Raw genomic sequence first — 13103 nt, forward strand, 5'->3', positions numbered from 1 at the left:
AGCCGTTGCTGCATTTCACCCGTCGCCAATTTTCCAGACCACAGAACCGGCAAGCATTCCGGCTCCGGCGGCAGATAGGAGCAGCTGCTCTCCGGGGTGGAAAGCGCGCGATTCCGCTGCCAGCGACAACGAAAGCGGGATCGTCGCCGCAGATGAATTACCGAACGCGCCGATGGTCCTCGCCGTGATAGAAGCAGGCAGATGCAGTTGGTCGCAGACCGTATCGACCATGCGCGCATTGGCCTGATGGGGAAAGAACCTGTCCACATCGGCGGCAGCAAGCTTTGCCTGTTCAAGCACATCCGCTGCACAACGCGTCATCATGCGAACGGCCTGTGTAAAGACGGCTTTGCCGTCTCGCATGGTCATTCTTGAATCACCAGCCGGAATGGAGATCAGGCTGTAATGTCCGCCATCAGATGTGAGCGCCGATCCACGCAGCCCGGCATGTGGGTCATTTGACGGTGCGAGCAGAACGGCTCCAGCAGCGTCCGCGAAGAGAATTGCCGTGTTGCGTTCCTCCATATTGATGCGGCGGCTCAATATGTTGGCAGCGACCACCAGAACCGATTTGCGGAAATTTTTGACGAAACCATCGGCCAGCACGAGGGCATAAAGAAACCCGGAACAAGCCCCTGCAAGATCGATCCCGCCGCAGTTTTCCAGACCCAGCTTGTGAGCGAGAAGGGGCGCGGAAGGTGGAAGGAGATGATCGGGCGTCGATGTAGCCAGAATGACGAGCGCCACCGAATTGTGCGGAAGACCGGCATCCTGGAGAGCCATTTCTCCCGCCTTCATCGCCATGTTCGTCAGCGTTTCATTAGGCGCCGCCCAGCGCCGCTCCCGGATTCCGGTGCGTCTTTCGATCCAGCCAGCTTCAAGTCCAAGACGCTGTTCCAGCTCGGCATTGTCAACACGGCGCTCCGGCACATAATGGCCGAAGCCCGCCATACGGCTCGAAATGCTCATCGCGCCCCGCCCCTTATCATGTCCGCCGCCGCATCAATCGCATCATAAGCGAGGTCCAGATCGGCAGGCGTTACGCAATAGGGGGGCATCAGATAGATAACATTGCCGAGCGGACGCAGAAGCACACCTCTTTCACGGAAGAAGGCTTTCAATTTGGGTCCTGCATCGGAAAGGTATCCGGTTTGCTCGACGGCGAGGTCGAGGGCTGCAATGGTACCCTGCTGGCGCAGATTGGCGAAACGACGGTCGCCCTGAAAGCGCGGTAGCCTTTCCGAGTGCAATTGCCCCACTGTCTTGATGCGATCCGCAACGGGTTCCGTTTGCCAGACTTCAATATTGGCGCAGGCGGCTGCACAGGCAATCGGATTGGCCGTGTAGGAGCTGGAATGAAAGAACGTTCGGCCGCGATCCTTCGAGAAATGCGCGTCGAAGATTTCAGCCGTGCTGAGTGTTGCAGCCAGCGGAAGAGCGCCGCCTGTAATGCCTTTGGAAAGGCACAGAATATCCGGGGTGATGGGTGCCTGTTCGCAGGCGAACATTGTGCCAGTACGTCCCCATCCGGTCATCACTTCATCGGCGATGAGCAGTGTTCCGTAGCGCTGCGTAATCCGCCGGAATTCAGCCAGCAAATGCGGGGGATAGATTTTCATTCCGCCTGCACCCAGAACAAGCGGCTCTATCAGCAGGGCTGCAACCTCGCCATTGCGGCAGAACTGCTCCAGCGCATCAAGTGTTTCCTGCTCTCGGCCTGCCGACGGAAACGGGATGGTGTTGACCTGAAATAGCAAGGGTTCATAAGCCGCGTTGAAAACACTGCGCGCGCCAGCGGACATGGTGCCAATCGTATCGCCGTGATAGCTATGTTCCATCACGACGATGCGTGAGCGCGGTTCGTTTCTGTTGTGATAGAAACCGAGTGCCATCTTGATCGCAACTTCGACCGCTGTGGAACCACTGTCGGAATAGAACACATGGGCGAGGCCCTGTGGAGCGACCTCGACCAGTTCCTGCGCCAACCTTTCTGCCGGCTCGTGAGTGAACTCGGCAAAGATGATCTGATCGAAGTTTTCCAGCGCATTCTGGATCGCCGTCATGATTGTCGGATGGCGGTGCCCATGGGTAATCACCCACCAGGACGATATGGCATCCAGCACCAACCTTCCGGTTTCATCCTTCAGATAGGCACCGTCAGTTTTGACGATCCTGCGGAAAGCCGGTTCGGTGGCGTGCTGGGTGAAGGGATGCCAGACAGGAGACGAATGCCCGCTCATTCGGAAGCCTCGTTAAAAACGTTTATGTCGAAATGCTCGCGAAAGGCATGGCGGAGCGTGTCCGGATTGAGTTTCGCAAGTTTGGGCAGTCGCCCCAGTCCGCGAACGCCACTCAGTTCCGGGATGATCTGCTCGGTATCCGGTTGAGGATCGCCGATGAAGGCAATGCCGAGCACAGGGATATTGCGCCGGTTCAATGCCTCAAGCGAAAGCAGTGTATGATTGATTGTGCCAAGGCCGGTTCTTGCACAGAGGATGATCGGCTTCTGCCAGCGCGCAAAAACATCGATGAATGTCGTGCTGCGCGTCAGCGGTACATGCAATCCGCCCGCGCCCTCGATTACCAGAGGCGCATCGACTGACGGCACTTCCAGCGCATTGGTATCGATCTCGATGCCGTCAATCTGTGCTGCAAGATGGGGCGAAGCAGGCGTATTCAAGCGCCAGCTTTCCGGGATGATGTTCTGGCGTGAAAGTCCGGCAAGCTGGACAACCGTTTCGCTGTCGGTTGCCTCTTCCAGCCCCGACTGAACCGGCTTCCAATAATAGGCACTGAGCGCACCCGCAAGGGCTGCAGAAAAGACGGTCTTGCCGATACCCGTATCGGTACCGGTAACAATGAAAGTACGATTCATATCATTTCCTCTGCCATGATCGCGGCAAGGCGCTCGAACATGCGCGTTATCGTGGGTTCATCGACATTGAGCGTGATGGTGATGCGCAGCCGCGCCGTACCGACAGGCACAGTCGGCGGGCGTATGGCGCGTATGTCGAAGCCTTCGGTCTGCATGCGAGTTGCGATGCGCAATGCACGGTCGGCATGCCCAATGATGAGTGGCAATATCTGTGTTCCGCTGCCGGGTCTGCCGAAGCGATTGGCGAATTGCACGTTGGCGAAGTCTATAAGCTGGTGCAATTCGTGCTGACGATGTTGTTCGGCGATCATGATTTTCAGCGCAAGCCGCGTTGCGGATACTTGCAAGGGTGAAGGCGCGGTCGAATAGATGAAGGGTCGGGCGCGATTGACCAGAAAATCGCGAAGGATTGGATCTGCTCCAACCAGCCCGCCAGCGCTGCCCATCGCCTTGCCACAGGTGTGAAGCGTAATCACATTCTGTCGGTCTTCCAGTCCGGCGGCAAAGCCGCGGCCGCCCGGCCCATGCACGCCAGTTGCATGGGCCTCGTCGATGAAAAGAAAAGCGTCGTGGCGGTCTGCTATCTCGATGAGGTCGGAAAGCGGCGCGCAGTCGCCATCCATCGAATAGAGACTTTCCACGACAATCCAAGGGGAGCCAATTCCTCCCTTCTCACGCCATGTGCGGATGGCTCTCTCGAATGCATCCGCATCGTTATGCGGGACGGAGACGATGTCGGCCTTTCCGGCCCGCATGCCTTCATGCGCGCTGGCATGGATCAATTCGTCATAGACAATCAAATCCCCGCGTTGCGGCAAGATCGAGAGAACCGCGAGGTTTGCCGCATAACCATTGCTGAAATAAAGCATCGACGGCGCGCGAAAACAGGCTGCGGCCTCGGATTCCAGAAGTTCGTGTTCCGGGTGATTGCCGCGCAACAGCCGGGAGCCGCCAGATCCGGTGGCAAGGCCGTTTTTTAGCGCGACGATCAATCCTGTGCGGATCGATGGCGAAGCGGCAAGGCCCAGATAGTCGTTCGAACTGAAATCCGCGCCCTTGTTGCTCGAAAGCGTGCGCAGATGCCGCCGTCGCTCAAGGTTTTTCAGCTTGGCGGCGTAACGGGCCAACGGATCGGCGTTCATGCATGGGTATCCAGTGCATCGGCGGTCAGGCCAAGCCGCCGCATAAGGCTGGTGTCGCGGTCTTCGCCCGGATTGGCGGCGGTCAGCAGCGTGTCGCCGATAAAGATCGAATTTGCGCCCGCGAAAAAGCAGAGAGCCTGCATTTCATCGCTCATGGAATTGCGTCCGGCTGTCAGCCGCACATGCGACTGCGGCATCATCAGACGAGCAAGCGCGATGATGCGGACAAAGGCGATAGGGTCGACGGGCGATGCTTTCTCCAACGGCGATCCGGGCATCGGGATCAGCATATTGATTGGCACGCTTTCCGGTGGGACGGGCAGATTTGCCAACGTTACCAGCATGTCGATGCGGTCGTCTTCGGTTTCTCCAAGGCCGAGAATGCCGCCGCTGCAAACCTTGATCCCGGCTTCACGGACATGGGCGAGCGTTTCCAGCCGATCATCGAAACTGCGCGTCGTGATGACCCGCGGATAAAACCGCTCCGAAGTATCGATATTGTGGTTGTAATAATCGAGACCAGCCTCCGCAAAGGTCTGCGCCTGATCCGGGTTCAGCATGCCTAGTGTCATGCAGGTCTCCAGACCGAGCGCCTTCACCTGCTTGACCATTTCGACGATGGCCGGTTCGTCGCGCGGCTTCGGGCTGCGCCAGGCGGCACCCATGCAATAGCGGGTTGCGCCGCTATCCTTTGCCTTCTGCGCTTCTTCGAGAACCATATCCAGGCTCATCAATTTGGAAGCTTTCAGACCCGAGGCATGATGTGCCGACTGGCTGCAATAGCCACAATCTTCGGGGCAGCCGCCCGTCTTGATGTTGAGCAGTTTGCTGAGCTGAACGCGGTTTGGATCGAAATTGGCACGATGAACGCTCTGTGCCTCCAAAAGAAGATCGTTGAACGGAAGTTCATAGAGCAGACGCGCGCTTGCAAGCGTCCATGTATCTTGTTCCGATCTGGACGCCGTTTTCTCAATGCCTTGTGGGTTCGATTGTACCGTGTCGAGCATGCTTTCTCCATTTTATCTATAAAAATAGAAAGAATCTATGAAATATAGATTATCTACAAGTCTTATGGTGACTCAAGTTAAATTATTATAGATAATTATGGAGTGCTCTCTTGATGTGCCGCGTTGGGACTGCACCGAAACGAAAAACGCCGCGATCATTGGATCGCGGCGCTATGAAATCAGCAGAACGGAGAAGTCCAAAAAGGTTGTTACCGCGTTGGCGGCTATCCATCTGAAGGTTCGAGCTGCGTTTCAAGTTGATCTTGCCGGAGGCGATGCCGCCCCAATGGAAGCATGATCGGACGGCCGGAAGTGGGGTCGGTCATGATGCGGCTTTCGAGATGAAAGACGTCGCGAACAGTCTTTTCTGTCAACACTTCATCGGGAGTCCCGGTTATGTGCAGCCGTCCGTCAGCCATTGCGACCAGAAAATCCGCATAGCGGGCAGCAAGATTGAGATCGTGCAGAACCATCACGATTGTGGTGCCGCGCTCCCGGTTGAGATCGGTGAGGAGATCCAGAACTTCGACCTGATGGCTGATATCGAGAAAGGTCGTCGGTTCGTCCAGCAGGAGAATATCGGTCTGCTGCGCCAGCGCCATTGCAATCCAGACACGCTGTCGCTGGCCGCCGGAAAGTTCATCCACCGGCCTGTCGGCCAGTTCGCTTGTTCTGGTTGCTTCGAGTGCCGCAGCGATTGCTTCGTCATCGGCCCGTGTCCATTGCGAGAAAACGCCGTGATAGGGGTTTCGACCTCGACTGACGAGATCGGCAACCAATATGCCCTCCGGCGCGATCGGCGATTGCGGCAGCAGGCCGAGCGTTTGCGCCAGTTGTCGGGAGGGGAGCGTGTGGATCGACTTGCCGTCGAGTAGCACCTGCCCGTGTCGTGGGGCCAGAAGCCGGGACATCGTTCGTAAAAGTGTGGACTTCCCGCAGGCATTCGCCCCGACAATTGCGGTCACCTTGCCGGAGGGGACCTCAAGATCGAGACCGTCCAGCACAAGCCTGTCACCATAGCCGGTGGTCAACTCACGCACGATGAGGGTGTGATCGGTCATAGGGATGCCCCGCTGCGGTTGGCGCGTATGATGAGGTAGATGAGATAGGGAGCGCCCAGTGCTCCGGTGACAACGCCGACCGGATAGCGGCCCGGCAGCAGGAACTGTCCGCAATAATCGCCGGCGAGGACGAGTATAGCTCCGATCAGCGCTGACGGGATGAGCAGGGAACCGTTATTGCCGATGATGCGTGCGGCAATCGGGCCGGACAGGAACGCGACGAAAGCAATGGGGCCTGAAACGGCTGTGGCGAAAGCTATCATACCGACGGCGGCAATGATGATGATGATCCGGGTTCGCCCGACATTGGTTCCCAATGCTGCGGCGCTGTCGTCGCCCAACCGCAATGCTTCGAGATCGCGCGACCGGCTTAAAAGTAACCCGCCGAAAGTGATCAGGGCGACTAGAAGCGGAAGCATCTGATCCAGCCTTGCGCCGTTGACGCTGCCGGTGAGCCAACGCATGGCCTCCTGCAGGCTCCAGGCGGGCGCGTTTGAAAGAATATAGGCAATGACGCTTTCGAGCATAGCCGACACACCAATGCCAACGAGGATAAGACGGGTTCCGGCGACCCCGTTCCTGAAGGAAAGACCATAGACAGTCAGCGCGACGGCGAGCCCAGCAACAACGGCAAAGATTGAAACGATGGGGCCGCTGAGCGACAGCACAACGATAGCAAAAACTGCCGCAGCACTTGCACCGGAACTGATGCCGATAATATCAGGGCTTGCGAGCGAATTGCGGAGCATAAGCTGGAATGCGACGCCGCCGAGACCGAAACTCAGCCCCGCCAGAACGGACAGGACGGCGCGCGGCAGGCGCAACTTGCCGACCGTGAAGCTTGCGCCTTGAACATCTGCGCCCATAAGCACCCGCACAACATCTTTCGGCGGGGTGAACGATTGGCCCAGCAGCAAAGTGAGGAGGAAGAGGGCGACGAGAATGACCAGAAGCAGACCGATGACAAGATTGCGCTTGCGGGTGCGGCTACGGCGATTTCGGGCGATAAGATCGGCGGTGGAATGCAGCATGGTCACAACTCGCGAACTCGTTGGCGCCTGACGATCCAGATGAAGAACGGTGCGCCGATCAGGGCGGTGACGATCCCGACATCGAGTTCTGCAGGACGGGCAATGAGGCGTCCGACAATATCGGCAGCAAGCAGGAGACAGGCTCCGCTGAGGGCCGAGAATGGCAGCAGCCAGCGGTGATCCACGCCTACCAGCAGGCGACAGAGATGTGGCACAACCAGACCCACGAATCCGATGGGACCACAGATGGCGGTGGTTGCGCCACACAGCAGAATTGCGCCGAGCGCCGCAACAGCGCGTGCGACGGCAACTTTTTCTCCCAACCCGGCGGCAAGTTCATCGCCAAGCGCGAGCGAGTTCAGTTTGCGCGCCGATAGAAGGCTGACAATGAAACCAATAGCGAGAAACGGCAGCACATAAGAAAGTCGGTCGAAAGTTGCACCGCCAACGCCGCCGTTCTGCCATGCGCGAATGCCGCCGGCGATGTCGTTGCGGGGCAGCACGATGGCGATAACCAACGAGGAAAATGCCACCGACGTGGCTGCACCTGCCAGCGCTAGTTTCAGCGGCGTCGCGCCGCCACGGCCAAGCGACCCAACCATATAGACAAAGACGGCGGCACAACCGGCACCGAATATGGCTGCCCAGATATAGGCTGGTGCAGAAACGATATTGAACCAGGCAACGCCGATGACGACGGCGAGCGATGCGCCCATATTGACGCCCAGAATGCCGGGATCTGCCAGCGGATTGCGGGTAATGCCTTGCATGATTGCGCCCGCCAGCCCGAGTGCTGCTCCGGCGAGAAGTGCGAGCAAGGTGCGCGGAATGCGCATCGCGACAGCGGCTTGTCCGACGGTGTCCATATGGCCACGCAAGGCAGCGACAATGTCAGGCCACGGCACGTCGCGCGTGCCGAGCGACACGGATAGAACGCAAAGGATCACGAGAAGAAGGACGACAGCGCCGAGCCAGCCGGTCCTTGCTTTGTTGGACCGATATATAGTGATCGGCTGGCTTGTGCGCCGGATGCGGGCGAAGGTCATTTTGCTTTATCGGCCGCACCGGCGAGAAGGGCGACATAGTCCTTCAGCACCCAGGAGATGGAAAGCGGCGTGGGATTGGCCGCCGTTCCGACCGGATTTCTGCCCAGCATGACCATTGCGTTGTTTTTGACCACTGGCATGTTGGCGAGAAGAGGATTGCGCTTCATGGCATCCAGCAATTCCTGACTGCCATAGGTCACGACGATGTCCACGTCATCGAACATGTCGACGCGCTCGGCGCTGATGGAGCCCGAGAACTGACCCGGCTTGGAGGCGTCGACCACGCTTTTGGGTGAGTTCAGGCCAAGGTCCTTGAAGAATCTCACCCGCGTATCGTTGGTGGTGTAAAAATTGACCGTGCTCAGGTCCGTCGTGTCGAGATGCGTGACGAACATGGCCGACTTGCCCTTGAGATGCGGATACTGGCTGACCGTCTCGGCAATCTCGCCTTCGATCTTTGCGATCAGTGCTTCGCCTTCTTCCGCCATGCTCATACCAGCGCTGTTGAGGCGGATCATGTCGCGCCAGTCGGTGGACCAGGGCGCTTCGGGATAGGCAACGACAGGGGCGATCTGGCTGAGTGTCTCATAGTCGGACTGGCTCAGGCCGGAATAGGATGCGAGGATGACGTCGGGCTGCGCCTCGGCCACGGCCTCAAAATCGATTCCGTCGCCTTCATCGAAAAGTACAGGCGTATCAGCGCCGAGTTCCTTCAACTTTGCGGTCACCCATGGCAAGAGGCCGTCATTGTCGTCATCACCGAAATTGGCTCGCGCAAACCCAACCGGAACGACGCCGAGTGCAAGGGGAACCTCGTGGTTCGCCCAGGCGACGGTGACGATCCGTTCCGGCTTTTTTTCTATCGTTGTTGTTCCAAAAGCATGTTTGATAACAATCGGGTAGGCTGTCTTCTCACCAGCTTGAACCGCTTGCGGCGCGATGATCGCCAAGCAGGACAGAGCAACGAAAACGAGAGAGCGAATGGACCAAGTCATCCGGTGCATTCTCCTTGTGTATAAAGTGGCCTTTCACTCTCAAGTTAAACCCATCGCGTCAAGGCCGAAGCTCCCACCTTGATAAAGCTGTTGCGAATTAACCGTGATTTCCTACAAAAAAGCAGTTTTCTACAATACTGGACAAAGATTCTCAAGTTAGTGGCGATCCGGGGACAATTTCAGTTTCTTTATGGCTTCGATGATCGGGCTCATCCGGTCGTTGAGCGCAACGCTGGTCGATGTCTCCACGATTTGAAAACCGTCGCCGAAAGCGATCGCCGCAAACTGCATATCGGACCTGACCATGGACATTGAAAAGACCGCTGAGATGAAGAAAACCACCCGGCTTCACTACCGCACGGCTATTCTTCTGGGATGCACGGCGCTTGTTGTATCGATGCCGGGTCTGGTTTTGGCACAGCAGGCGACAACGGAAGCGCCGACAGTGCTCAAGACCATTACGGTTGATGGGTCTGGCGGACGTGACGACGATTCCAAGTCGATTGTCGCGACGAGAACCACCGGCGGCGGCAAGATGGCGACGGACATCATGGATACGGCAGCCTCCGTATCGGTCATCACCGCCAAGGAAATACAGGAGCGTAACGCTCAGACCGTCGAGCAGGTGCTGCAATATACGGCAGGCGTTTCCACCAATTTCTACGGGTCGGATGACCGGTTCGACTTTTTCCAGATCCGCGGTTTCGATGCCAATACCTATCGCGACGGGCTGTCCCTTGGCCGTCCCTTTGGCGGCATAAGGGAAGAACCATATGCGTTTGAACGGATTGAAGTTCTGAAAGGTGCCAGTTCCACGGCTTTCGGTGTTTCCGATCCGGGCGGCATGGTCAATTATGTGACCAAGCGCCCGAAGCGCGAGCGCTTTGGCGAGGCCTATGTCACAGGCGGCTCCTTCAACCACAAGGAAGTCGGCTTCGATTTCGGTGACAATCTGACCGGCGACGAAACGCTGTCCTATCGCCTCACCGGCAAGTTCAAGGATTCCGACGCCGAATATGATTATTCGCGCGACGATGAAAAGTTCATCATGGGCGGGCTGACGTGGCGTCCGAGCGATGCGACCAATCTGACGGTGATCTTCGATCATCTTCACCGCAATGGCGTGCCCGGAAGCGGGGGGCATCCGGTTGGCACTAATTTCAACCGCAGCCGCTTTTTCGGCGAACCTGATTTCAACTATCGCGGCACCGACAGAAATACTGTCAGCGCCATGTTCGATCACGATTTCGGCAATGGTTTGAGCGTGAGTGCCAACGGGCGTTACAGCAAGCAGGACACCGATTTCGGCTATGCTTACATTTCGGCCACGCCGACCGATGGCTCCACGATTGCCAAGCGCGATTTCTTCGGGAATGAAGCTTCAGCCGAGAACTTCGTGGGCGATGCGAACCTCAAATATGAGACGAGCTTTGACCGGTTCGAAAGCCGGACGATGGCCGGCGTCGAATACAATAATTATTCGGCCACCAACAAGACACTCTGGGGCCCGGCGCCGAGCATCGACTGGACCAATCCGGTCTTTACCGGTGCTCCGGTCAGCCTGCCGCTTATCGGCAATACATCGACCAGGCAAAAGACCAAGGCGATCTATTTCCAGCAGGATCTGACATTCGCGGAAAAGCTGATCGCCAGTGTGGGCCTGCGCAATGATTGGCTCGACTTGTCGCAGACAAACAATCTCAGCAACAAGACGACGGATGGCGATCTGAGCGAGTTCACCAGCCGCTTCGGCCTCACCTATCGGGTAACCGATGAATGGGCGGTCTATACGAGTTATGCTGAATCGGTGGCTCCTCCGGCCATTGGCGTCGATCCTGAGAGGGGCGAACAGATCGAAGTCGGCGTGAAATACCAGCCGACCGCATTTCCGGCCCTGTTCACCGCGTCCGTTTACGACCTGACCAAGAACAATATTTCGGTTAACGATCCCATCACGCTTCAGCCATCCACGATTGGCGAGGTTCGCGTTCGCGGTATCGATCTGGAAGCCAAGGCCGAACTGACGAACAATCTCAACCTGATCGCGGCCTATTCCTATATGGACCCGGAGATCGTCGAAAACGGCACTGGCGGCAATGAAGGCAACCGTCCACAGTTTGTCTCCAAGCATCTTGCCTCGCTTTGGGCGAACTACAAGATCGAGGGTAGCGGTCGTCGCGGCGACATGACAATCGGTGTCGGCGGCCGCTATATCGGTGCGTATTACTTCACGCCAGCCAATACGTCGGGCACCAGCGGCAATGTCGTGTTTGATGCCGCATTCACCTACGAGTTCCTCGATAATTCGGCGCTTCAGGTCAATGTCAGCAATCTGTTCGACAAGAAATACGTCGCCTATGGTGGCTTCGGAGCGGATTTCTACAATCCCGGTCGCGAGATCACGGCAACGCTTCGCCGCACCTGGTAGGATAAGCAGCACCGCCGGAAGCAGGTGGCGGAGCCTGCAATCCGGGAATGTTTATCGGTTCGACTGGAAGCGCCGCCATGCGGCTGGCGTTTCCCCCACCACCTGACGGAAAGCCTTGGTCAGATGAGCCTGATCGGTGAACCCGAGCTGGGCTGCGATGCCGGCGACGGTCAGGTTGCTATCCGCCAGCAATTGTTGCGCCAGATCGATGCGCTTTGCCATTTGCCATTGCAGCGGGGTTTTTCCGGTTGTCTGCTTGAAGACATTGGCGAACCAGCTTTCCGACAGGCCCACTGCCGCCGCCATTTCGGCAACACTTAACCGGCGATCACTGCAACTGTCGAACCGCGCGTTCAGCTTGTTCATCTGCGCCATGGTGAGGCGGCCATAGCCTTGCTTGTTGTCCTCACCCGGTATATCGAGAAGTCCGGTCAGAATGCTGCCGATGAGGTTTTCCGCATAAAGCCCGTGTTTTGTCGGATTGGCTGTTTCATCGACAAGCAGGCGGGCAAGCGTTTCTATAGCGCCAAGGTCCTGAATTTCCACTGGACTGCGCATGGCGGCCATGGCCATGGAGGTGCCGAGTGTCGGGCTTAGATATTTGAGCAGCCGATCCTTGTGGAAATGCAGATTCAGGTGTGAAAACCGGTGAAGCGAAACCGTATTCGTCCACATCGGTACGCCAGCGGGTATATAAATCGCACGCGTCATGGGGCGGTGATGCTGGGTAAGGGCGCTGCTGTCGTTCGATATGCGAATATTGGACGAAACATCCTGGAAAAAGACCATGATGCGGGGATCGTGCGACAGGAAATAGCCATTTGCTCCTGTCTGGCTTTCAGCCTCCCAATAGACACTGACCAGCCCGTCCAGCACGCGCCATTGAACCGGCGCAACCACCCGGATGCCTTCGGCTTGCCAGATCATCGAATGCCAGAAACCCAAAACGTTCCGATCCGTATGTGACAGCGTTTCATTGAAATTCCGGCTTCATGGCCAGAAATGTCCGTGAGAAATGCGTCGGGATATCGTCGCATTAATATGACTAAAATTATCACCTTTCAGCGTTAAGACAAGACAATTCTGCAAAATGCAGGGGGCAGGCATTGTGCCCCGTTTCACTCGAGGTCTTCCTGCTCGAACTGTTGGGCAACGTGAATATCGGTTGTTTCCAGACGTCCGGGCCCGAGGTTGACGAATTTGTGCGGTATGTTTGCCGGACCGAAGACAACTTGGCCTTCTGTTACTTCAATCTGTTCGTCGCCAACAATGAACAGCGCATTTCCCTGACGAACGATGAAAATCTCATCATAAGGGTGCCGGTGCAGTTTGGGACCATGCCCGACAACATCGGTCGAGAAGAATATAATCGACGCATCGGTGCCAAATCTCTTACCTTCGACGCGCCCGGACCAGGCGTCGTCGCGCCTCGCCCATTCTTCTCTTTTCAAGACAACGGCTTGCTTCGTCAAAACGGTTCTCCCGGCTTTTCAAGGCGCTGGAATTTCGACCCTGCTG

The 13103-nt window shown here is 57.1% G+C and carries 13 protein-coding genes; 1 reads left to right on the top strand and 12 read right to left on the bottom strand.

All coding sequences use genetic code 11. From position 1 onward, the window contains the following. Positions 1-15: 15 nt before the first annotated feature. From F9K94_RS08195 to F9K94_RS24405, 10 genes are all read right to left on the bottom strand, one after another. The gene (locus tag F9K94_RS08195; RefSeq protein ID WP_151644818.1) at positions 16-969 is read right to left on the bottom strand and encodes a beta-ketoacyl-ACP synthase III; all 954 of its coding nucleotides are present in this window, start codon (positions 967-969) and stop codon (positions 16-18) included. Then, a complete protein-coding gene (locus F9K94_RS08200) occupies positions 966-2240 on the bottom strand; it encodes an adenosylmethionine--8-amino-7-oxononanoate transaminase (protein WP_151644820.1) in 1275 nt (424 codons plus the stop codon). Before F9K94_RS08200 ends, F9K94_RS08195 begins: the two co-directional genes overlap by 4 nt. Then, complete coding sequence (gene bioD, locus F9K94_RS08205; protein ID WP_151644822.1) at positions 2237-2875, bottom strand: dethiobiotin synthase; 639 nt, start codon at positions 2873-2875, stop codon at positions 2237-2239. The genes F9K94_RS08200 and bioD overlap by 4 nt, the downstream gene beginning before the upstream one ends. After that, positions 2872-4017 (bottom strand): 8-amino-7-oxononanoate synthase, encoded by a 1146-nt coding sequence (locus tag F9K94_RS08210; protein WP_151644823.1) that lies wholly within the window; start codon positions 4015-4017, stop codon positions 2872-2874. The genes bioD and F9K94_RS08210 overlap by 4 nt, the downstream gene beginning before the upstream one ends. Further along, the gene (gene bioB / locus F9K94_RS08215; RefSeq protein ID WP_151644824.1) at positions 4014-5024 is read right to left on the bottom strand and encodes a biotin synthase BioB; all 1011 of its coding nucleotides are present in this window, start codon (positions 5022-5024) and stop codon (positions 4014-4016) included. Before bioB ends, F9K94_RS08210 begins: the two co-directional genes overlap by 4 nt. Before the next feature lie 224 nt (positions 5025-5248). Continuing rightward, a complete protein-coding gene (locus tag F9K94_RS08220; protein WP_151644826.1) occupies positions 5249-6085 on the bottom strand; it encodes an ABC transporter ATP-binding protein in 837 nt (278 codons plus the stop codon). Then, the gene (locus F9K94_RS08225; protein ID WP_151644828.1) at positions 6082-7116 is read right to left on the bottom strand and encodes a FecCD family ABC transporter permease; all 1035 of its coding nucleotides are present in this window, start codon (positions 7114-7116) and stop codon (positions 6082-6084) included. Before F9K94_RS08225 ends, F9K94_RS08220 begins: the two co-directional genes overlap by 4 nt. Before the next feature lie 2 nt (positions 7117-7118). Further along, positions 7119-8162, bottom strand: coding sequence for a FecCD family ABC transporter permease (locus F9K94_RS08230; protein WP_151644830.1), 1044 nt, complete (start codon positions 8160-8162; stop codon positions 7119-7121). Further along, positions 8159-9157, bottom strand: a complete 999-nt coding sequence (locus F9K94_RS08235; RefSeq protein ID WP_151644832.1) for an iron-siderophore ABC transporter substrate-binding protein — start codon at positions 9155-9157, stop codon at positions 8159-8161. The genes F9K94_RS08230 and F9K94_RS08235 overlap by 4 nt, the downstream gene beginning before the upstream one ends. Before the next feature lie 156 nt (positions 9158-9313). Then, entirely contained in the window at positions 9314-9469 is a 156-nt protein-coding gene (locus F9K94_RS24405) for a hypothetical protein (protein ID WP_155723820.1), read from the bottom strand. Between F9K94_RS24405 and F9K94_RS08240 the strand changes: the two genes are divergently transcribed. After that, a complete protein-coding gene (locus F9K94_RS08240) occupies positions 9462-11585 on the top strand; it encodes a TonB-dependent siderophore receptor (protein ID WP_151644834.1) in 2124 nt (707 codons plus the stop codon). The genes F9K94_RS24405 and F9K94_RS08240 overlap by 8 nt on opposite strands. A gap of 51 nt (positions 11586-11636) precedes the next feature. On the opposite strand, the gene F9K94_RS08245 is transcribed toward F9K94_RS08240, so the two are convergent. Beyond that, positions 11637-12530 carry a helix-turn-helix domain-containing protein gene (locus F9K94_RS08245; RefSeq protein ID WP_151644836.1) on the bottom strand — a complete coding sequence of 298 codons (894 nt, stop codon included), beginning with the start codon at positions 12528-12530 and terminating at the stop codon, positions 11637-11639. 173 nt (positions 12531-12703) lie between these two features. Next, on the bottom strand, positions 12704-13057 hold the full coding sequence (locus F9K94_RS08250; protein ID WP_061346765.1) for a cupin domain-containing protein: 354 nt from the start codon (positions 13055-13057) through the stop codon (positions 12704-12706). Positions 13058-13103: the final 46 nt, after the last annotated feature.

This window comes from Brucella tritici (genome assembly GCF_008932285.1).
In the GTDB taxonomy this organism is placed as follows: Bacteria; Pseudomonadota; Alphaproteobacteria; order Rhizobiales; family Rhizobiaceae; genus Brucella; species Brucella tritici.

Coding starts and splice junctions, on each gene's coding strand:
- bioB (WP_151644824.1), bottom strand. CDS start 5,024: ATGCTCGACACGGTACAATCGAACCCACAAGGCATTGAGAAAACGGCG.
- F9K94_RS08220 (WP_151644826.1), bottom strand. CDS start 6,085: ATGACCGATCACACCCTCATCGTGCGTGAGTTGACCACCGGCTATGGT.
- F9K94_RS08200 (WP_151644820.1), bottom strand. CDS start 2,240: ATGAGCGGGCATTCGTCTCCTGTCTGGCATCCCTTCACCCAGCACGCC.
- F9K94_RS08235 (WP_151644832.1), bottom strand. CDS start 9,157: ATGACTTGGTCCATTCGCTCTCTCGTTTTCGTTGCTCTGTCCTGCTTG.
- F9K94_RS08240 (WP_151644834.1), top strand. CDS start 9,462: ATGGACATTGAAAAGACCGCTGAGATGAAGAAAACCACCCGGCTTCAC.
- F9K94_RS24405 (WP_155723820.1), bottom strand. CDS start 9,469: ATGTCCATGGTCAGGTCCGATATGCAGTTTGCGGCGATCGCTTTCGGC.
- F9K94_RS08195 (WP_151644818.1), bottom strand. CDS start 969: ATGAGCATTTCGAGCCGTATGGCGGGCTTCGGCCATTATGTGCCGGAG.
- F9K94_RS08225 (WP_151644828.1), bottom strand. CDS start 7,116: ATGCTGCATTCCACCGCCGATCTTATCGCCCGAAATCGCCGTAGCCGC.
- bioD (WP_151644822.1), bottom strand. CDS start 2,875: ATGAATCGTACTTTCATTGTTACCGGTACCGATACGGGTATCGGCAAG.
- F9K94_RS08210 (WP_151644823.1), bottom strand. CDS start 4,017: ATGAACGCCGATCCGTTGGCCCGTTACGCCGCCAAGCTGAAAAACCTT.
- F9K94_RS08230 (WP_151644830.1), bottom strand. CDS start 8,162: ATGACCTTCGCCCGCATCCGGCGCACAAGCCAGCCGATCACTATATAT.